14 protein-coding genes are annotated in these 19,788 nt (G+C 29.2%); 10 read left to right on the top strand and 4 right to left on the bottom strand.

What is annotated here, in order from left to right; translation table 11 throughout:
* Positions 1 to 113: 113 nt before the first annotated feature.
* From CHB63_RS03355 to CHB63_RS03340, 4 genes are all read right to left on the bottom strand, one after another.
* The gene (locus CHB63_RS03355) at positions 114 to 2,435 is read right to left on the bottom strand and encodes a beta-glucosidase (RefSeq protein WP_089377003.1); all 2,322 of its coding nucleotides are present in this window, start codon (positions 2,433 to 2,435) and stop codon (positions 114 to 116) included.
* A gap of 75 nt (positions 2,436 to 2,510) precedes the next feature.
* Positions 2,511 to 3,077, bottom strand: a complete 567-nt coding sequence (locus tag CHB63_RS03350) for a Crp/Fnr family transcriptional regulator (RefSeq protein ID WP_089377002.1) — start codon at positions 3,075 to 3,077, stop codon at positions 2,511 to 2,513.
* Between the two features lie 51 nt (positions 3,078 to 3,128).
* Positions 3,129 to 6,683, bottom strand: coding sequence for a PAS domain S-box protein (locus CHB63_RS03345; RefSeq protein ID WP_089377001.1), 3,555 nt, complete (start codon positions 6,681 to 6,683; stop codon positions 3,129 to 3,131).
* A gap of 348 nt (positions 6,684 to 7,031) precedes the next feature.
* Positions 7,032 to 8,345, bottom strand: coding sequence for an MFS transporter (locus tag CHB63_RS03340; RefSeq protein ID WP_089377000.1), 1,314 nt, complete (start codon positions 8,343 to 8,345; stop codon positions 7,032 to 7,034).
* A 149-nt stretch (positions 8,346 to 8,494) separates the two neighbouring features.
* Here CHB63_RS03340 and CHB63_RS03335 point away from each other — a divergent pair, with 149 nt between their 5' ends.
* The 10 genes from CHB63_RS03335 to CHB63_RS03285 all read left to right on the top strand — a co-directional run bounded on the left by CHB63_RS03335 (position 8,495) and on the right by CHB63_RS03285 (position 19,732).
* On the top strand, positions 8,495 to 9,466 hold the full coding sequence (locus tag CHB63_RS03335; protein WP_089376999.1) for an ATP-dependent 6-phosphofructokinase: 972 nt from the start codon (positions 8,495 to 8,497) through the stop codon (positions 9,464 to 9,466).
* A gap of 447 nt (positions 9,467 to 9,913) precedes the next feature.
* Positions 9,914 to 10,843 (top strand): alpha/beta hydrolase, encoded by a 930-nt coding sequence (locus CHB63_RS03330; protein ID WP_089377568.1) that lies wholly within the window; start codon positions 9,914 to 9,916, stop codon positions 10,841 to 10,843.
* Entirely contained in the window at positions 10,843 to 11,313 is a 471-nt protein-coding gene (locus tag CHB63_RS03325) for an RNA polymerase sigma factor (protein WP_089376998.1), read from the top strand. Before CHB63_RS03330 ends, CHB63_RS03325 begins: the two co-directional genes overlap by 1 nt.
* Positions 11,303 to 11,893, top strand: coding sequence for a hypothetical protein (locus CHB63_RS03320; RefSeq protein ID WP_089376997.1), 591 nt, complete (start codon positions 11,303 to 11,305; stop codon positions 11,891 to 11,893). The genes CHB63_RS03325 and CHB63_RS03320 overlap by 11 nt, the downstream gene beginning before the upstream one ends.
* Positions 11,894 to 11,905: 12 nt before the next feature.
* A complete protein-coding gene (locus CHB63_RS03315; protein ID WP_089376996.1) occupies positions 11,906 to 12,298 on the top strand; it encodes a hypothetical protein in 393 nt (130 codons plus the stop codon).
* 160 nt (positions 12,299 to 12,458) lie between these two features.
* Positions 12,459 to 13,088 (top strand): FEKKY domain-containing protein, encoded by a 630-nt coding sequence (locus CHB63_RS03310; RefSeq protein ID WP_089376995.1) that lies wholly within the window; start codon positions 12,459 to 12,461, stop codon positions 13,086 to 13,088.
* 274 nt (positions 13,089 to 13,362) lie between these two features.
* The gene (locus tag CHB63_RS03305; RefSeq protein ID WP_089376994.1) at positions 13,363 to 14,028 is read left to right on the top strand and encodes a helix-turn-helix domain-containing protein; all 666 of its coding nucleotides are present in this window, start codon (positions 13,363 to 13,365) and stop codon (positions 14,026 to 14,028) included.
* A gap of 20 nt (positions 14,029 to 14,048) precedes the next feature.
* A complete protein-coding gene (locus tag CHB63_RS03300) occupies positions 14,049 to 15,533 on the top strand; it encodes an alpha/beta hydrolase (protein WP_089376993.1) in 1,485 nt (494 codons plus the stop codon).
* 578 nt (positions 15,534 to 16,111) lie between these two features.
* Positions 16,112 to 18,814 carry a phosphoenolpyruvate carboxylase gene (locus CHB63_RS03290; RefSeq protein WP_089376992.1) on the top strand — a complete coding sequence of 901 codons (2,703 nt, stop codon included), beginning with the start codon at positions 16,112 to 16,114 and terminating at the stop codon, positions 18,812 to 18,814.
* 33 nt (positions 18,815 to 18,847) lie between these two features.
* Entirely contained in the window at positions 18,848 to 19,732 is an 885-nt protein-coding gene (locus CHB63_RS03285; RefSeq protein ID WP_089376991.1) for a hypothetical protein, read from the top strand.
* Positions 19,733 to 19,788 lie beyond the last annotated feature (56 nt).

Below are 19,788 nucleotides of genomic sequence, written 5' to 3'. Positions count from 1 at the left end.
TTTTAATTAATATAAACTTCGACAGGCTCAGTTTGACAAAACAGGTTTTAATAACTTTCCAGACAGCCTTAATACAGATTTATCAATAAGAAATTCAGTTTTTTAAACTGAAATTAATTTTTACTTAATTCATTAATTTTAACTTTTGGACTTAATAAATCTGATGTTGTTTCAATAATTTTACTTTTAAGTGTAATGCTTGCATTAAGTTTTATATCTAAAGAACTTTTTCCAATTAAAAATTCATAAGCTCCTTCATCAAGTTTCCACGAAAGTGAGTTTGTATTATAATAGCCAAGATGCTTCACATTTAAATTAATTTTAACTGTTTCTGATTCTCCAACATTTAACAATTTAGTTTTAGCAAAACCTTTTAATTCCTTTGCCGGTTTTTCAATTGTTCCTTCTGGGCTTTTAACATAAACTTGCACCACTTCTTTTCCTGCAGTTTTACCAGTATTTTTAACCGTACATAATATTGTAATTTCATCTTCAACTTTCGTTATATCTAGTTTTGAATACTCAAATTGAGTATAAGAAAGTCCGAAACCAAACGGATAAGATGTTTTTACATTAAATGTATCAAAATAACGATAACCAACATAAATACCTTCTTCATAAATTTCTTTTGCTGGCAATGCAGCTAAAGGTTTAGTTGGTTTAGGAGCCGTTGGATCCAGAACTTTTCCTGGAAAATTTTTGGTTGAAGGAACATCATTTAATGCGATTGGAAATGTAACAGTTAATTTTCCAGAAGGATTTGTTTTACCAGAAATAATATCTCCAATAGCATTTCCGCCTTCCTGACCTGGTTGCCATGCTAATAATATTGCATCAGGATATTGTTTCCAACTTTCAGTTTCTATAACTCCTCCAATGTTTAAAACAACAATACATTTTTTGTTTTGAGCTTGAAAAGCAGCACTAATATTTTTAATTAATTCTAATTCATTCACAGTTAAATTAAAATCACCATCTATTATTCTATCTTGAAACTCTCCAGAAGTTCTTCCTAATGTAAAAACAGCAACATCATTTGTTTTTGCAAGTTCCTTTAGTCTTTCTTTAGACCATAGTATATCTTCAACTAAAATGTCTTTTTCAAAGAATATTTTTTTGGGTGGAATTTTTGCTTTTTCCACTTTAATATAAGCTTCATAGTTAGCAACCAAACCTTTATCAAGAGTATACCCCGCATTTTTTAAGCCTTCTTTAATTGAAACCATATACGCTTTATTTACATCACCACTTCCTGTACCTCCTGAAATAGTTTCAAATGAAGTAACACCAAATAAAGCTATTTTTTCTTTCGTAGCAATTGGTAAAGTAGTATTATTTTTTAATAATATCATTCCTTCAGCAGCTGCTTTGCGAGCGATTTTTTTATGCGCTTCCAAATCGGGTTTACCAGTTGGTTTATAGTTTTTAAATGAATAGGTTTTAAAATATTGTTTTAAAATATATTTTATGTTTCTATCCAAAATTTCTTCTTTTAGAGCTCCATTTTTTACTGCATCCAATAAACTTTTTGCTTGTTCATTAGTTCCAGGCATTAATAAATCGTTTCCTGCCTTAATTTGTGCAACAGCATCTTTTCCTGCAAACCAATCGGTCATTACAAAACCTTCATATTTCCACTCACCTCTTAAAATTTGAGTTAATAATTCTTCACTTTCTGAAGTATAAACTCCATTTATTTTATTGTATGAAGACATTACAGCCCAAGGATTACTTTCTTCAATAGCAATTTCAAATCCTTTTAAGTAAATTTCTCTTAAAGCTCTCTGACTTAAAACTGTATTTAATTGCATTCTATTGGTTTCAGAATTATTTGCAACAAAATGCTTGATAGTTGCTCCAATACCTTCTGATTGAACTCCGTTTACAAATCCTGCCGTTATTTTACCTCCCAAAACAGGATCTTCAGAATAATATTCGAAATTTCTTCCACCTAAAGGGTTGCGGTGGATATTTAATGCAGGAGCTAATAAAAAATCTACTCCATACGCTTTACCTTCTCTCCCAAAAGCTGCACCAACTTCTTTGGCTAAATTTACATTCCAAGACGAAGAAATACTTGTTCCAATTGGAAATGCCGTTGCATAAAAAGTTTGATTAGGCTCCTCTTTTCTTTCAGGGCTAATTCTAATTCCCGCAGGTCCATCAGCAAAAACTACTGCCGGAAATCCTAATTTTTTACTGGTATAACTTGTTCCTGCCGCACCTGGTACTTTATCTTGTGTAATACCTACAACAGCTTGTGGAGCGTCACTTTCATCTGAAAATCCCGGAATATCCATTCCGGTTCCAATTGATAAATAAACTTTTTCGTCTACAGTAAGTTGATCTATAATTTCATTTAATTTATCATCTGAAATTTGTGCACTAACTTGAAATGTAAATGCAACAAATAGACATAATGCGAGATTTTTCATTCTAATTAATTTTAATTGTTTCTCAAATTTCTTAATTAATTATCTAATCTCAATTGACATTTATCAAAAAAGCATTTAAACTTTAGCTCTAATTCTACTAAGTGTTTCTTGGGTAATTCCTAAAAAAGTAGCAAGGTGATGTAAAGGAACTTTATTTAATATTCCTGGTTGCTCATTTAATAAATTTTGGTAACGATCTTTTGCTGTTTCAAATTGAATGGATTCCATCCGCTGTTGCGAAAATATTAATGAGCCCGAAAAAAGCTCAATAAGTAAATTAGCAATTTCGAGATTGGTTTTTCTAAATTTTTCCAATCCAGCTTTTGAAAGAAAAATTATTTCTGAATCTTCTAATGTTTCAATTACTAAATTACTTTCTGTTTCATTAAAATAACTTGCGATAGAGAAAAAAAAGCTCTTTTCCTTAGAAAACCATTCGGTTATATTCTTTCCGTTTTTATAATAAAAAATGCGTACAAATCCTTTATTTACAAAGTATATATGTTTACAAACATCGCCTTGTTTTAAAATATAATCTCCGGCATTTATTTTTTTAACAAAAATATGCTCGAGCAACAAATTTTTACTCTCAATACTTAGTGGACTTAATTCGTTTAATCTGTTTAAATATTCAGTTAACATATTTTTTTAATATCAACAAAATTGCTTTTTAAGTAAAACATCTTTAAAGATTTAATTACTTTTAACTTTGTTTAATTGTTCAATAATTTTATTAATAATATTTTCTTTTTTAAATGGTTTACTAATAAAATCATCACATCCAGATTCTAACGCTTTATTTTTGTCCATTTCTGTTGAATAGGCAGTTTGAGCAATTATTGGTAAACTGGGTGAAAATTCTTTTATAAGTTTTGTGGCTTCATAACCATTTAATAAAGGCATTTTAATATCCATTAGTACAATGTTAATTTCTTGATTGGATTTACATAATTCTACTACTTCCATACCATTTTCCGCTCTCAAAAGGTTAATATTTGTTTCTGAAAACAATTCTTCTATTAACATGAAATTAAAATCCTCATCTTCAGCAACTAACATTGTTATTGAATCATTAAAGTCAAAGTTTAATTTAGGCCTGTCTTTAAATACCGATATAATTGGTTTAACTTTATTTTTATGTGGAATCGTAAAAAAGAACTTTGAGCCTTTTCCTAGTTCCGAATTTACCCAAATTTTACCACCAAGTAACTCAACATATGCTTTTGAAATTGATAATCCAAGTCCAGATCCACCAAGCATTGGACCATCACTGTTTTCAACCTGACGAAAACGATTAAAAATTTCATCTAACATATTTGAAGCAATTCCAATACCTGAATCTTCAACAAAAAATTCTATCTCACTTTCTTTTATTATATATCCAAAATTCACAAATCCTTTTACTGTATATTTTAAAGAATTTCCAATAAGATTGTTTAATACCTGAATAAATTTAGTTTTATCGGTTTCTATGTGAATTCCTTCTTGTGAAAATGGTGTAAAATTAAGTTCAACATTTCCTTTGTTTTTAGATTTCAATAAAAAGTTTTCGAGAATTACCTGCAATGTTTCATTAAGGTTAATTTCTTTTAATACTGTTTTTTCTTGCTTTGCCTCAATGGTAGCAATACTTACAATATCTGTAATAATAGATAGTAATTGATCGCTACTTTCGTTGATAATATCAATAAAATGACTCCTCTTTTTTTGAGGTAAATTCGGATCCTTCATAAGTTGTGAAAAACCAACAATAGCATTCATTGGGGTACGTATTTCATGAGAAATATTATGTAAAAATGCCGTTTTTAAATTATCACTTTCTTCAGCCTTATTTTTGGCAACGATCAACTCTTCTACCATTTTTTTCTTTTCGGTAATATCTCTAATTACACCATCAACATGATGAGGTTCCCCAAATTTATTTAGTATAACATTAGAATTAACTGAAATAAATTTAACTAAACCCTCTTTTGTTTTTAATTTTACTTCATAATTTTTCAACTCCCCTTTTTCTATTGTCTCTTTAATTAATTTATTTCTATCTGCTGGATTGTAATAAAGAATCTCCAAAGTTCCATCTATAAATTCCTCTCTAGAATAACCAGATAAGCTTTCAATTGAAGGACTTATATCAATAATCTTCCAATTTAAATCAGTTTGAAAAAAGACATCTTTTACGTTTTCAAAAATTGCACGGTATTTTTTTTCACTAACACGTAATTTTTTTTCTGAACGTTTTTGCTCTGTTATATCCTGACTTACACCAATTGATCTAATACTTTTGCCTTCTTTATCCTTTTCAACACGTACATTTACGTTCATTATTCTCTCATCTCCATCAATACAAATTATACGATGGTACAATTCTGAAAAATAATTAGGGTCTTCTGTTTCAATAATTTTTTTAATTTCCTCACTTACAACTTGTACATCATCTGGATGTAGAAATCTTTCTGCATATCTTTTGGATGACATCGTATAACCACCTTCTATTTCTGCCGTAGTTTTAAATAAACCATAAAATTGATCATTAAAAGTAAATTTATCTAATTCTATATCATATTCCCAAGCGCATAATTTAGATATTTTTAAAGCGTCTTTCAATAAAGTTTGACTTTCCCTTAATTGGTTTTCAGCTATTTTACGTTCTGTAATATCTGTAACAATTCCATCTAAAAGCACCATAACTCCTTTAGAATCAAGAGTTGGTTTCATTTTAGCATCTATCCATCTAATTCCCCCATCTTTTCGCTTAATTCTTACCTGATGCTGAAGACTTTTTCCTGCTAAAATTATTGGGTAACCGCTATCCACAATTGGTCTGTCTTCAGGTAAAATTAGTTCATACCAAAATTGTGCGTTGTTCATAAAATCTTGAGGGGGATACCCAAATACAGCCTCATGACCTACAGAGGCTTGCAACATTTTATTATTTAAAGTGTCCATAGAAAAGATAGCAACATCTAAATTGTTATAGATACTTTTTAGGGCATTATCAGTTTGTATTAGTTGTTCCTCTTCTTTTTTACGCTTTGTAATATCTGTTATAAATCCATGCCAAATAATACTTCCATCTTTTTCTAATTGAGGAGTAGAATAACCTTCAATCCAAACCTCTCCTTTTTGTGGGTGCGTATATCGAAATTCTTTTCTCCAGGGAGTCATATTTTTGGCAGATATGTCAATTGACTCATTAACCCCCTCTATATCTTCTTCATGAATTAAGGAAAATATATTTGACACATTTTCTCCTTTTATTTCCTCAAATTTAAAGCCGTAAACATCTTCTATAGCTGCACTGGCATAAGGCATTTCTATTTTGCCATTTGGGCGTAAGCGCAATGAGCATATTAAGCCAGAAATTGTAGTTGCTATTTTTAAGAGTTTATTTTGTTCTTCCTTTAATTTTTGATTTGTTTTTCTTTTTTCTGTAATATCACTATAATTGGCAACTATTGCTTTTATATTTTCATCTTCCAATAAATTTACAACAACTCCTTCTATCCAAATCCAATTTCCGTTTTTATGTAATATTCTATTTGTTTTTTTTATTGGAACTCCTGGGTTTTTTAAAATTTTTGAAATTGCTTTTTTTGTAGGATCCTGATCGTCTGGATGCGTTAAAGTTAGTGGAGAATGCTTTTGTAATTCTTTTAACGTATATCCTGTTGTAATTTCAACTGATGGACTGATGTATAGAAATTTTCCCTGAGCATCAGTAACCATAACCAGATCATTAATATTTTCAACCAATGATTGAAATTGTTTTTCACTTTTATTTAAATTTTCTATAGCTTTTTGACGAATTGAAATATCTTCACCTATACTTGCAATCCCTATAACTTCGTCTCTATCATTTTTAAGTAAAGAATTATTCCAAAAAACAGTTCTTTTTTCACCAAATTTTGTGATTATAGGGTTTTCATAATGGTCAATAATTTTTTTAAATTTCATTGCATTAAAAAAAATTTCTTTGCTTTTTTGATTTTCAATTGGAATCATTTTATCAAACCAATTCTTTCCAATTATTTCCTTAGGTATATAACCAGTTAATTTATAAAAGCTAGAATTACAATAGGTTATCTTCCCCGTTGTGTCTAAAAAAACAGCAATTAAGTTTAAATTATTTAATAATTTTCTATAACTATTTTCTCTAGATTTATTGGTATTTGAAGTTAACCTTTGTTTAATATTTTTAAAATTAAACATGGTTAATATTCTTTGGGGCATTTTCTTAAATATACTCATAGCAGTAAGTAAATTTTATTAAGTTTTAGGGGTCTAAAAAATCAAATATAATAAATTGATTTGATTTTTATTAAATTTACTCATAAATTAAGTCACTTCAAAATTATATTAAAAAAAGGTAGAATAATCTTGTAAATAGCTCATTTTCAAAATTTAAATTAATTTTAAATACTCTATTTAATCAGCTTACATAAAAACTTATTAAAACTTCAATTTGAAATAACATAATAATTACAATTTTAAAGGATTTTATATTTTGACCTAAATCCATAATTATTTTATAAAAAAAGTAAACACTTTTAAAAACTGTTTTTGCAGAAATTAAATAAAATTGAACATAAACTTACTCTAATTATCTAATTGAGGGTTTTTGGCTTTTAATGAACCTATTATTAAAAATAGTAAAAAACCCAATGTTACATAACTTATATAACTATAAGAACCCAATTTTGTAAAACAATAACTAAATAAGCTAGGGGCTACAGCACTAGCTATTACTAAAAAACTCATTACTTTCCCTGTAATTGCACCTAAATATTTTCTGCCATAATATCGTGGCCAGGTAACTGCATTTACAACCGAAAATAAACCTCCTAACATTCCTAAACCACCAATTAATAAATAAACGCCCATAGTTTCACTTAAAAAAAGCAACCCTAATGAAGCCATAATTCCACTACCAATCATCATATATAAATATATTTTATGATTAAAATAATCACTTAAAATATTAAACAACGTTGAAACTGATACTGCAAGAATAGACATTGGTAAAAATACTGAGATGGCTTGTTCTTTTGAATAATCCTGACTCGAAAAAATAGAAACCACGTGAAATGTAAATCCAGTGATAAAAAAACTATTAAATGCCAACATAAGTCCAAACATCCAAAATGCTCTTGTTTCTTTAGCTTCTTTTAAGGTGAAATTAGTTTCAAGATCCTCCTCTACTTCATTTTCAAGAGTGTTTTGAACTTTTCCATCTGGTTTAAGGTTAAAATCTTCAGGTTTATTTCTATATAATTGTAAAATAAAAAAGCTAAAAATAAATAAACTTAACGACATTAATTGCCAGGTTACTTCCCAACCATTATTATTAATCAGCTTATTTATAAAAATTGGAGATGCTGAAAAACCCAATGAAACTGCAATACTACTTATTGAATTTACTTTTCCTCGGTTTTTGTTAAACCAAATCATAATCATATTTCTAGACGACATGGTTAACACTCCTTGCCCACTTAATCTAATGAAGAAAAACAATATTGTAATTACTACAAATGGTATTATCCAAGAAGTAATTTTTAAATTATGCTGTAAAAACTCGCTAATTTCAACTGAAACTGAACATAATAACAATGAAAAAGCTAATAATAACGTTGCAAAAAACGCAACATATCTTGCTCCATATCTATCAAACCAAACACCTGCTTTTACAACTAAAAATGAACTGAAAAAAGTACCTATCATATAAGCATTACTAAACTGATTTCTTGTAAGTCCTAATGCATCTTTAACTGGATCCGTAAAAACAGAAACCCCAACAGTTTGTCCGGGAATACTTGCCCATACTCCAATAGTACCAATAAAAAGCACTACATACCCATAGTAAAAAGGTGATTTATTTGGGTTAATTATAGAAAATTTATTAGAATTTGACATACACAGTTTAAAAAAAGGCTAAAGTAGTAGTTTTATCAATAAAAATAATGACTAATGTTTCTTTAAATGAAGCTATAATATGAGCATTATCATTTTGTAATTCTATAAACCATTTTAAATTAGTAATAAATTATAATTTATTTGATAAAATGACTAAAACAATAAAAAATATTGGTGTTTTTACATCTGGTGGAGATGCTCCAGGAATGAATGCTTCACTATACGCAATTATAAAAGCTGCAAGTTTAAAAAATATTACAATTACCGGTATTTGGCAAGGCTATGATGGAATGGTAGATGCTTCATTTACGCACCTTCATCCAAAAAATCTGGCACCTCATGTGCACCAGGGAGGTACAATTATAAAAACATCCAGAAGTCCGCGATTTTTAACGTTAAAAGGCAGAATAAAAGCTGCTAAAAATTTAAAAAAAGCTAAAATTGATGCTCTTATTGCTATTGGCGGCGATGGAACATTTAGAGGATTAATGGCGCTTAAAGAAATTTGTGACATCCCAACAATTGGTATTCCAGGAACAATAGATAATGATATGATGGGTACCGATTATACTTTGGGTTTTGATTCGGCGGTAAATACAGCTATTAATGCTATAGATAATATTAGAGATACTGCAGAATCTCATAACCGTATTTTTTTAGTTGAAGTTATGGGTAGAGATTCCGGTTACATAGCAATAAACAGTGGTTTATGCACCGCTGCAGATGGAATTTTAATTCCTGAAAGCAAAAAAGATCAGGTATTATTATTAAATAAATTACAACATTTTAAAAATAGGGAATCCTTAATAATTGTTGTTGCAGAAGGCGATGAAACCGGAGCAATAGTGATGGCTGAAAAAATAAAAGCAATTAACAAAAAAGTAGATGTACGCATAACCATACTTGGTCACATACAACGTGGTGGAAATCCAACAGCTTTTGACAGGCTCTTAGGCATAAGACTTGGTGTAGCCGCATTAGACGAAGTATTGAAAGGAACTACAAATGTTATGGCTGGTTTATTAAATAACAAAATAACCTTTACTCCTTTTGAAAAAGTTGTAAAACAACACAAAGTACAAACTGAACTTAAAGAGTTGGTTGAATTATTTTCGAGATAAAATCAATATTTATTTACGCAATCTCAACTTTACTAATACTATATATTTAATCCAATTTTAAAACTCATAAATTACCTATAAAAAGAAAAGGGCTCTAAAAATAATTAAACCGTTAAACTTAAAAAGAGAGGAAAAACAGTTAGAAATAACTGTTTTTTTTGTTTTAAATTTAATAAACAATACTAATTGGAATTACTTCAAATTGTGTTAAGCAGTTTAATAATAAACTATAAAATTGTACATTTGAGTATAATACAATTAGAATTGCTGAATTTCAACTTAAACTTTTTATAAAAGGGATAAACACAACAAAAAAGTACGTTTATCCGGAAGTATGTTCCGATAAACAGTATATTTAATGCGGATATAACTAGTTGGCAATAATTAAAAAATAACTTGTAACATTTTGTCATTCCTTGTATCTAAATGAAAAATAAAGGAAACAAAATGAAAAAAACTATCACCTTATTCGTATTTATCTTAGCTTCAATAGCTGTTAATTCTCAAACGATTTATTCAAAAGCATTTGGTAACCCAAATAATGAAACCGTAATTTACCTACATGGTGGTCCTGGATACAATTCAATAGGTTTTGAAGTAACAACTGCCAAAAAGCTTAGTGAAAACGGATTTTTTGTCATAGTTTATGATAGACGTGGAGAAGGTAGATCTTCAGATAAAAATGCAAAATTTACATTTCAAGAAACGTTTGATGATTTGGACGCCATATATACAAAATTCAATTTAAAAGTTGCTACCCTTATAGGACATAGCTTTGGAGGAGTGGTTGGAACTCTTTACGCAGAGAAATATCCAAATAAAACAAAATCTTTAGTACTGGTAGCCGCCCCATTATCTATAAAAGAGACATTAAGCACCATTATAAAAACTTCTAAAAGCATCTACGAAAGCAATAATGACAACACCAACCTAAGGTACATTGGAATGCTAGAGACCATGGATAAAAACTCATTGGAATATAGTTCGTACAGTTTTGGACATGCCATGCAAAATGGTTTTTATATGCCCAAGCCACCATCTGAAGAAGCCACAGCCATTTACACAAAATTGAAATCAGATACTTTAGTTAAAAGTAAAGATGCAAAAATGACCATGGAAGCACCAAAAGGGTTTTGGAAAAATGAAAAGTATACTTCAATAGATCTAACACAAAACTTAAAAAATGTATTAAAACATAAAATTGAAATTTTTGGACTCTACGGTACCGAAGATGGTTTATATTCAAAAGAACATGTTAAGAAAATCAAAGGAATAATACCAAAAAACAATTTAAAATACATGAAGAACTGCTCTCACAATGTCTTTATTGATCAACAAAGTCAGTTTATAGCCTCTTTAAAAACTTGGATTCACTAATGACTTTTGAAGAAATTCATAAAGTGTATTGGCCAAAAGTATATCGGCAATGTATGGGGTATATGAACGACCATGATGCAGCTAAAGATATTACGCAAGAAACCTTTATAAAGGTTTGGCAACATCTACCAAAATTCAGGAATGAATCTTCCATCGGTACTTGGGTGTTTAGAATTGCGGCAAACTCTTGTTTAAGACAAATTAGTAAAGATAAAAAAATGCCAAAATCTGAATTTCCAAATGAAATAGTTGAAGAAATCCTAGTCAATAATGAACCTCTAGTAGAGTTTTTGTACAAATGCATTTCAGAACTTCCTGAAGTTGAACGTATCATCATATCATTGGAATTGGAGGAATTGAAACAGAAAGAGATAGCAAAAATTGTTGGACTTACAGAAAGTAATGTCAGAGTGAAAATTCACCGAATTAAAGAAAAGTTAACCAAAAAATTCCAGAAACATGACAGATAACATAGACTTTAAACGATACTGGAATAAGCAGAAAATTGAAACTCAAACACCAGAGGAACTAATAAAAAAAGCCAATGAGTTTAAAAGAAAAACGCGCTTTAAACTAATTGTAGGCAACATTGTTTTACTCATATCTTGTATAGGCATTAGTTTTATTTGGTTCTATTATCAACCTGAGTTTTTGACAACAAAAATCGGAGTTATTATAATTATGACAGCAATTCTAATATACGTAGCATTCCAAAGCACATTAATGCCGCTTCTATCAAAAAGGAATCTTGAGGCAAGTGCTAAAGAGCAGTTGCTACAGCTATTACAACTAAAAGAAAAGCAACGTTTTCAGCAGACAACTTTATTAAATGGTTACTTCTTTTTACTTTCTTTAGGTTTTGGCTTTTATATGTATGAGTATGCTGTTAGAATGACGTTTATTTGGGCTGTATTAACTTACGGGATTGTGTTTTTTACGATAGCTCTAAATACCTTTTATTTTAGACCAAAAACTATAAGGAAGCAACAAGCTCGATTAAATAAATTGATAGCTCAATTAAAAGATTTAAAAGAACAATTAACAGATTAAAAAATAAAGATCATGATCACAAAAATAGTAATGACCTCAAGCGCCATATTCTTAGCAATTATCGGAATCCTTTTTTCTTTTTTACCGAATGAAGTAATTGAATATTTAAATGTAGAATCAAATACCATTACAATACTCTTTTTGAATATATTGAGTGCATTATATCTGGGGTTTGGAATTTTAAATTGGATGGCAAAAGGAACGTTAATTGGAGGGATCTATAATAAGCCAATTGTCATTGGAAACTTAATGCATTTTGCAGTTGGGGCAATTGCATTAGTTAAAGTTATTTCTAATATCCAAACTCATCTGGAAATTGTTATTTTTCTCACAGTAGTGTATGTAATTTTTGCAATACTTTTTGCCTATGTATTTAAAACTAATCCGACTAAAATAGAAAAGTAAAAAACTATTGCCAACATTGTATAAAAATAATGCTAAATTAGTTGATTAATCAAAAGTTAGTACTCTTTTATTACTTCTGAATTTTCTTCGGAAATTACTCGCTGATGAACCGCACTATTCTTATACTTGACCGTTGTAAAACATTAAAGACAAAAATTCTATGAAAAAACTAACTTTGATTTTAATTGTAATTTTTAACATTAATTCTTCGATTGCTTCCGAGAAAAAAATCGTTGCTACTGTTATATTTGAAAACTTTGCGAATGAAAAATTTTCTTCAGGAGAATTTAAAATATTTGAAACTGGAGAAACATTTCAGATTAATTCTATGGAAAACTTCACAGTTGAATTACCTAAAAAAGGAAAATATCGATTCTCATTTTACTCAAATGATTATATTTCATATGTTTATTATCCTTCAAAAATTTCCGAAAAGAAAAATATAATTACGATTAGATTAACAGAACTAAAATCGAGTAATTTTAAAAATGAAAATTTGAGTTTTTCTGATTATGCAGATTTAAAAATGACTGATCAAGTAATTCTTGAAAAAATTAATACTAAAAAACTTAATTTTATAATTCACGGAATTATTAACAATACTCCCGAAAATTATTCAGAATTTATTGAGAAATTTGGAATTGGATTTAAAACAAAGAATTGTGTTGTTGACCCAATTTCATTTAAAAAAGCAACCGAAAATAATAAAAGAATTATTGAATATTTAAATAAAACTTATGGAAATGATTGGATTAAAGAATTACCGACAAAACCATTTGGATTTAAATAAGCGTTTTAAAACACCTCATATAATTTTATGCTTAAATTTGAACTAACACAAACGACAAACATTCAACTAACGATTTGCTACAACTGAAGAATCTCCAATTTTCCAGTCGCACAAATCATATAAAATCCCGTTGTACGTAATTTAATCCCAGTTCCAAAAGTCACATTATATCTCTCTTTCCAAGCAATATGTCATATGAATGACGTATCAAATACATTGCTTAAATTTGATAGAAATTAAAGATTGATTTAATCTTGCATTGAATTTAAAAGAAATGAAACAACCCCAATTAGGAAAAAAAATATTAGAGTTAAGACTTGATAAAGGATTAACGCAAACCGAACTGGCTGAAAAGTGTAATATAAGCTTAAGAACTATTCAAAGAATAGAGTCTACAGAAGTTACACCAAGAAGTTATACACTTAAGTTAATTTTTAAGGTTTTGGATTTTGATGGTTTTAGTTCTTCAATAAAATCAGAAAACTCAAATAATTCGAGAAAAAATGTAGTTAGAACTATCCTTTTACTTTTAACGACTTCTATTGTTTCTATTCTTATTTTCAAACTTGTCTCTAACTCTAATAAACAATCAACCAAAGAAGTAACTGAAATCATAAATAATAATCAATCAAACATAAAAAGATGGATGAACAACAAACAAGTTGATTCAGTACTCACAATATATAATGATAATGCTTGTATTTTAAATTCAGTGTGTGGAAAGATTCAAATTCGCCAAATGATGAATGACATTGTGAATAATGATTATGAATTAATTGAATATCGTTCTATATCCATAAATGTTAGTGACACTATTGCTGTAGAAAAATATAAGAACACTTATAGGTACAAAGGAAAAGTTAGTAATCAAATAGGTATTACAGAATGGCATTTTAAAAATGGAAAATGGCTGATTACAAATGATTTCTTTCGCGATTAACAAACTGCCAAAACAAAAACATGAGAGTAAAACTAATCTTTATATTGTCCTTAATAATATTTACACAAAGTTGTAAAAATGTAGATTATAAAAAGAATAAAGAACTCTACTTGCAAGAACAATTAGAATTTGCGAAACCAATATCCAATTTTATTAAAGGAAATAAGTACCCATTATATATTCTAGACCAAAATGATTTTACACAAAAGATAGATTCATTACAGTTTATCTTCACTAAATATCTTGACAATAATAAAAGTAAATTGGACAAGAAAACCTTTAATGAGGAAACTGTATTAATTAAATTGGCATTCAACAAGTTTATTTTAGAATACCCTGAACTTCATAAAAGATATACAGGTGAGAAAATTTCCTTATCTAAAACAAATCAATCTAAACTGAATAAGAACTTAATAATCTTTAACGACACAACATTTTTATCAGCTAGAGAATTAAAAGAATATATAGCTTCATACATACGAATTGAGGCTGACAAAAAATTAGGAAGCGGTGTTTTTAACAAATCAGACAATCAGCAATTAGAAGCAGACTGGAGTGTTATGGATAAACTATTTACCAACAGTAAAATCAGTGATTTTTGGAAACACAAATATCTAAACTACCATGTTAACAATTTTGGAATAAAAAATATAGACAAAATTTATTCAAGTTTTATGGCCTCTTGTAAAACAACTGAATATAAAGAAAGTATAAGCAAACTATATAATTCTCATAAAATGGGAAGAGAAAACCATATTATAGAAACCTATAAAGAAGTAGATGGTTTTAAATTAGATATGCATTTGTTTTTACCAAATCCTGAGAAATTTAAAGGAAAACGACCTACAATAGTAAAATTTCATGGAGGTAGTTGGTCAGAAGGTAAACCTGACTGGTTTTTTAGTACAGCAGAATCATACGCCAAACAAGGTTGGGTAGTTGCTGTTGTTGAATATCGAATAAAAGGAAGACATAATGCTTATCCGTTTGGATCTGTTAAAGATGCAAAATCAGCTATGCGCTGGATAAGAGAAAATGCGGAAAAATATAATGTAGATTCTAATAAAATTATTGCCACAGGAGACTCAGCGGGAGGTCATTTATGTTTAGCAATAACACTTGTTGAGAATTGGAATGAGAACACAGATAATCTTAAAATAAGTGCGATTCCAAATGTTATCATAGTAAATGCAGGAGTTTATGATTTAACAACTAGAGAAAATAGATGGATTACTGAGCAGTACGAAAATAAAGAAATAGCCAAAGAAATTTCACCAAACCATTTATTAAAAAAGAGTCCTATTAAAATGCTTTTAATTCATGGAGAAAAAGATAGAAATTGTCCTTATGAAATCGCAGTATCTTTTCATAAAGAAATGAAAAATTTAGGAAATGACATCCAGTTTCATACTGTGAAGAATGCTGAACATTGGATATGGTTTGGTAAACACTCTGCAGAAGTTTCAAAAATTACAAGTGAATTTATCAGAAGTCTAAACTTTTAAAAACTACGTACAACACCATGTATAATTAATTGCTTTGGCAAGTGCTTGACACGTCCTGAAATAAGGCTACATAATTTTAAACATTATGTATAAAAACGACAAAGTAACCAGAATTTACAGCTAATCATTCAAATTAAAAATTTCATCCGAGTTTAGTTCTGGAAAATACACAAATTATGAATTAGGTAAACTTTACAGTATTGCCTCTGCAACCATCAATAAATGGATTAGGAAGTATGAACGTAATAACTTAATGAACAAAAGATTATAATTACTTCTACTCTATTTTGATTTGAGAATTTTAACGAGTTGATTTTAGTACATTCTGGAAAAAGTGAGTTGAATGAAAACTTATTAAACGAACTCAAGAAACCTTTTCTATTTTTCCAACCAAAACGAATTTGATAATTGAAAGGTTTAGTTATCTTTTTTTGACAATAAAATATCACCTAAATTGCCTAATTCATTAAAATAGAATGTTTCTAAATATTAATTTTTTTATTTTTTTATTTTTTTGCAATTTGCAAAATAATATAAAAAACGTTGGTTAAACCAAAACGTTCTAACTAATAAAAAATATGGATACAACAATAAACATAAAAGGATTTGATAAAATCTTAGATGATAAAAAAAATATTCTATCCTGTTTCAAGGAGATGTTATCAAACATTGAAGAAAATAATATTGGTACGTTCATTGAATCATTGAATGAAAATAATGAATATAGCGGAATTTCTGATGAAAAAATAATACAATCCTTTGGTATCTATTTTCAACTGATGAACCTTATTGAAGAGAACGGTGCGATACAGTTTAATAGACAGTTTGAAAAAACCTTTGGAATTTCTGCTATTCGTGGTTCTTGGGGAGAAACATTTAAACTATGGAATGAGCAAGGTATTGAACAAGATAAAATGATTAGCACTATAGCATCCATTAATATTTGCCCCGTACTTACAGCACATCCTACAGAAGCAAAAAGGGTAACCATATTGGAATTACATAGGCAATTGTATTTATTATTAGTACAAAATGAAAATTCAACATACTCTCAATCAGAAAAAAATATTATTCGAGATAAAATAATTAGCTTATTAGAAAGGTGGTGGAGAACGGGCGAAATTTATCTGGAAAAACCTGATTTACGAGATGAACGAGCGAATGTAGTTCATTATTTAAGTACAATTTTCCCTTTAATTTTGGAAGCTAGCGATTTAAAATTAAAATATTCCTGGTTAGAAATGGGTTTTGATCCCCAAAAATTGAAACACATAGAACACTTTCCAAAATATACTTTTGGAAGTTGGGTTGGAGGAGATCGAGATGGTCATCCTTTTGTTACTCCTCAAATTACAAAAGACACACTTCTTATTCATCGTAAAGAGTCTTTAAACATCATTTATAACCAAGTTTTAAAATTAGGAGCCGAACTGTCTTTATCGTCCAAACATAACCCTACTCCCGAAGTATTGACAACTATTATAGCCAAGTATGCTCAATTATTGGGTGAAAAAGGTACAAAGGCAATCAATCGAAATCCGTATGAGCCATGGAGACAATTTGTTAATTTAATAGAGCTCAAACTTGAAAATACCATTTCAGGAACCTTTAGTGATTCTAAGCTTTTTTATAGAAGTAGTCATGAATTACAAAAAGACTTAAAATTTATTAGGGAACTATTAATTGAAATAAAGGCTGATAAAATAGCAGAAAGTTTAATCTTTCCATTAGAGCGAATCGTACAATGTTTCGGATTTCATTTAGCAAAGTTGGATATCCGTCAGAATAGCGAATATTACGAAAAAGCGATTACTCAAATATTACAAAAATCTACATTAGCAGCTACTGATTTTCAAAATTGGGATGAAGATACACGACTTACGTTTTTAAATAACGCAATAAATTCACCAGAACTGTTAACCAACATCACCATATCTTATGGTGACGAAGCTGATAATGTGTTAGATTATTTTAGAGTTTTAAGAGATCATAACATTCTATATGGCTCTGAGGGAATCGGTTCATTAATTGTTAGTATGACAAGAAGTCTAAGTGATTTACTTATGGTGTACTTCTTTATGAAAGAAACTCAATTATTAGGAACAGATTTATTGGTGGTACCTCTCTTTGAAACCATAGAAGATTTAGATAATGGAGCCTCTATATTAGACAAATTCCTTCAGCACCCGATGACAAGAAAACGAAAATTATTGGTGCAAGACTCCCAAGAGGTTATGGTGGGTTATAGCGACAGTAACAAAGATGGTGGTGTATTGGCCAGCAAGTGGAATCTTTACAAAGCTGAAACAGCGCTTACGGAAGTAGGAAGAAAGCACGATATTAAGGTGTTTTTCTTTCATGGTAGAGGAGGAACTATTAGTCGTGGTGGAGGTAAATATCATCGCTTTATTGAGGGTAAACCGCCTGGTTCCGTTAACGGTAAAATAAAACTAACCATACAAGGAGAGTCTATATCACAGCAATTTGGAAACCTCTTAACTGGAACCTATAACTTAGAAATGTTAGCTTCAGGAGTGGCGCTACATACGTTACCTCCTACTGATACTAAAAAACAAGACTATCCTATAAAAACACTAGAGTGGTTGTCGGATAAATCAATGCGACATTATAAAAACTTAATCAATGATAAAGATTTCATGCAATTTTATAGCGAAGCAACTCCTATTGATATTCTAGAGCAAAGTAAAATTGGCTCACGACCAGCCCGAAGAACTGGAAAAAGGGAACTAAAAGATTTAAGAGCTATACCTTGGGTTTTTAGTTGGAACCTATCTAGATTTACACTAACTGGATGGTATGGAGTTGGAGCAGCCTTAAAAGAGTTAAAAGAGCAGGATAATGATAGTTTTGAAGAATTAAAAAAATCAATAGCTTCTTGGCCATTTTTGAGGTATTTATTCATCCAAACAGAAACCAATTTACTAATTGCCAATACTGAAATTATGAAAATGTATGCAGATTTGGTTACGGATGAAAAGATAAAAAGTAAATTTTTAAACCTCATTCTTTCTGATTATGAAGAAAGTAAATTAAATATTGAGTATTTATTAGGTGAAAGTGTAAATGTAAGAAGAACCGGTCAGCTTAATACTTTGAATATTCGAGAAAAAGAATTAAAGGTTTTGCATAAACTTCAGATCGATTCAATAAAAAAATGGAGAAAACTTAAAGAAGAAAATGATCCTCAATCTGACCAAATGTTGCTAAAACTACTGCATATAATTAACTCATTGTCAGGAGGTTTAGGAAGCACCGGATAAAAAACTATTAATTTGTAATTTTTTGCTTTTATTATGCCGCAAATTCTTAAAAATGAAAATCTTGAAGTTCATGTTGATCTTCCTAACGAAAATTATAATTTTTCGAGATTTGACTGGACAGGAAAAATTACAGTGGTTAAATTTGAAAATGTTTATTTGTCAAGTGCTGAAAGAACTGGTTTTAAAAATGAAAATTCTTTTGGAAAAGGATTTTATAATGAATTTGGAATTGACACGGCATTAGGTTTTAATGAGGCTGATATAGGTGGATGGTTTCACAAAATAGGTGTGGGATTATTAAAAAAAGATGATAATCATTATCTCTTTTCTAAAAATTACGATATCAAACCAGCCAAATTTGAAATTAGTACCGAATCAAATAAGATAGTAATCATTTGCAAATCAAAATCTGTAAACGGTTATTCTTATGTATTGAAAAAGGAGATTGAAATATATAAAAATAGTTTTATAATTAAATATCACTTACACAACAATGGCGAAAAAGATATTATAACTGATGAATATATTCACAATTTTACAGCAATAAATGAAGATTTAATAGGACCAAATTATTTATTAAAATTTCCATTTCAATTAAAACCTGAGTTTTTTAAGGAAACTGTTAATCCTGAACGTAAAGTTGATTTAGGGCAAAATGAAATTACTTTTAACAGTTTTACTAACGAGCAATTCTTTTTTAGCAACATTTCTGGCAATGAAAATGTTAATGCACAATGGGAACTAATAAACCTTAAGAGCAATATTGGAATTATTGAAACCGGAAGTTTTCAAACAAACAAAGTAAATCTTTGGGGCTGGAAGCATGTGATAAGTCCTGAGTTATTTTTTAATATATTTATTAAACCAAATCAATCAGCTGAATGGACAAGGACTTACAATGTTTATAAAGTAAAATGAATTTAGATGTATAGAATTAAGTGTTAAAAATTGAAACGAATTTAGCTTAATTTTTC

It is taken from the genome of Lutibacter flavus (assembly GCF_900188355.1).
Classification (GTDB): Bacteria; Bacteroidota; Bacteroidia; order Flavobacteriales; family Flavobacteriaceae; genus Lutibacter; species Lutibacter flavus.
The sequence above is the reverse complement of the archived record's forward strand: the minus strand, read 5'-3'. Positions and strand labels throughout refer to the sequence as shown.

Excerpts from the sequence above, each read along its gene's own strand:
- CHB63_RS03290 (WP_089376992.1), top strand. The coding sequence starts at position 16,112 with ATGGATACAACAATAAACATAAAAGGATTTGATAAAATCTTAGATGAT.
- CHB63_RS03345 (WP_089377001.1), bottom strand. The coding sequence starts at position 6,683 with ATGAGTATATTTAAGAAAATGCCCCAAAGAATATTAACCATGTTTAAT.
- CHB63_RS03305 (WP_089376994.1), top strand. The coding sequence starts at position 13,363 with ATGAAACAACCCCAATTAGGAAAAAAAATATTAGAGTTAAGACTTGAT.
- CHB63_RS03350 (WP_089377002.1), bottom strand. The coding sequence starts at position 3,077 with ATGTTAACTGAATATTTAAACAGATTAAACGAATTAAGTCCACTAAGT.
- CHB63_RS03355 (WP_089377003.1), bottom strand. The coding sequence starts at position 2,435 with ATGAAAAATCTCGCATTATGTCTATTTGTTGCATTTACATTTCAAGTT.
- CHB63_RS03310 (WP_089376995.1), top strand. The coding sequence starts at position 12,459 with ATGAAAAAACTAACTTTGATTTTAATTGTAATTTTTAACATTAATTCT.
- CHB63_RS03325 (WP_089376998.1), top strand. The coding sequence starts at position 10,843 with ATGACTTTTGAAGAAATTCATAAAGTGTATTGGCCAAAAGTATATCGG.
- CHB63_RS03315 (WP_089376996.1), top strand. The coding sequence starts at position 11,906 with ATGATCACAAAAATAGTAATGACCTCAAGCGCCATATTCTTAGCAATT.
- CHB63_RS03330 (WP_089377568.1), top strand. The coding sequence starts at position 9,914 with ATGAAAAAAACTATCACCTTATTCGTATTTATCTTAGCTTCAATAGCT.
- CHB63_RS03340 (WP_089377000.1), bottom strand. The coding sequence starts at position 8,345 with ATGTCAAATTCTAATAAATTTTCTATAATTAACCCAAATAAATCACCT.
- CHB63_RS03300 (WP_089376993.1), top strand. The coding sequence starts at position 14,049 with ATGAGAGTAAAACTAATCTTTATATTGTCCTTAATAATATTTACACAA.
- CHB63_RS03320 (WP_089376997.1), top strand. The coding sequence starts at position 11,303 with ATGACAGATAACATAGACTTTAAACGATACTGGAATAAGCAGAAAATT.
- CHB63_RS03285 (WP_089376991.1), top strand. The coding sequence starts at position 18,848 with ATGCCGCAAATTCTTAAAAATGAAAATCTTGAAGTTCATGTTGATCTT.
- CHB63_RS03335 (WP_089376999.1), top strand. The coding sequence starts at position 8,495 with ATGACTAAAACAATAAAAAATATTGGTGTTTTTACATCTGGTGGAGAT.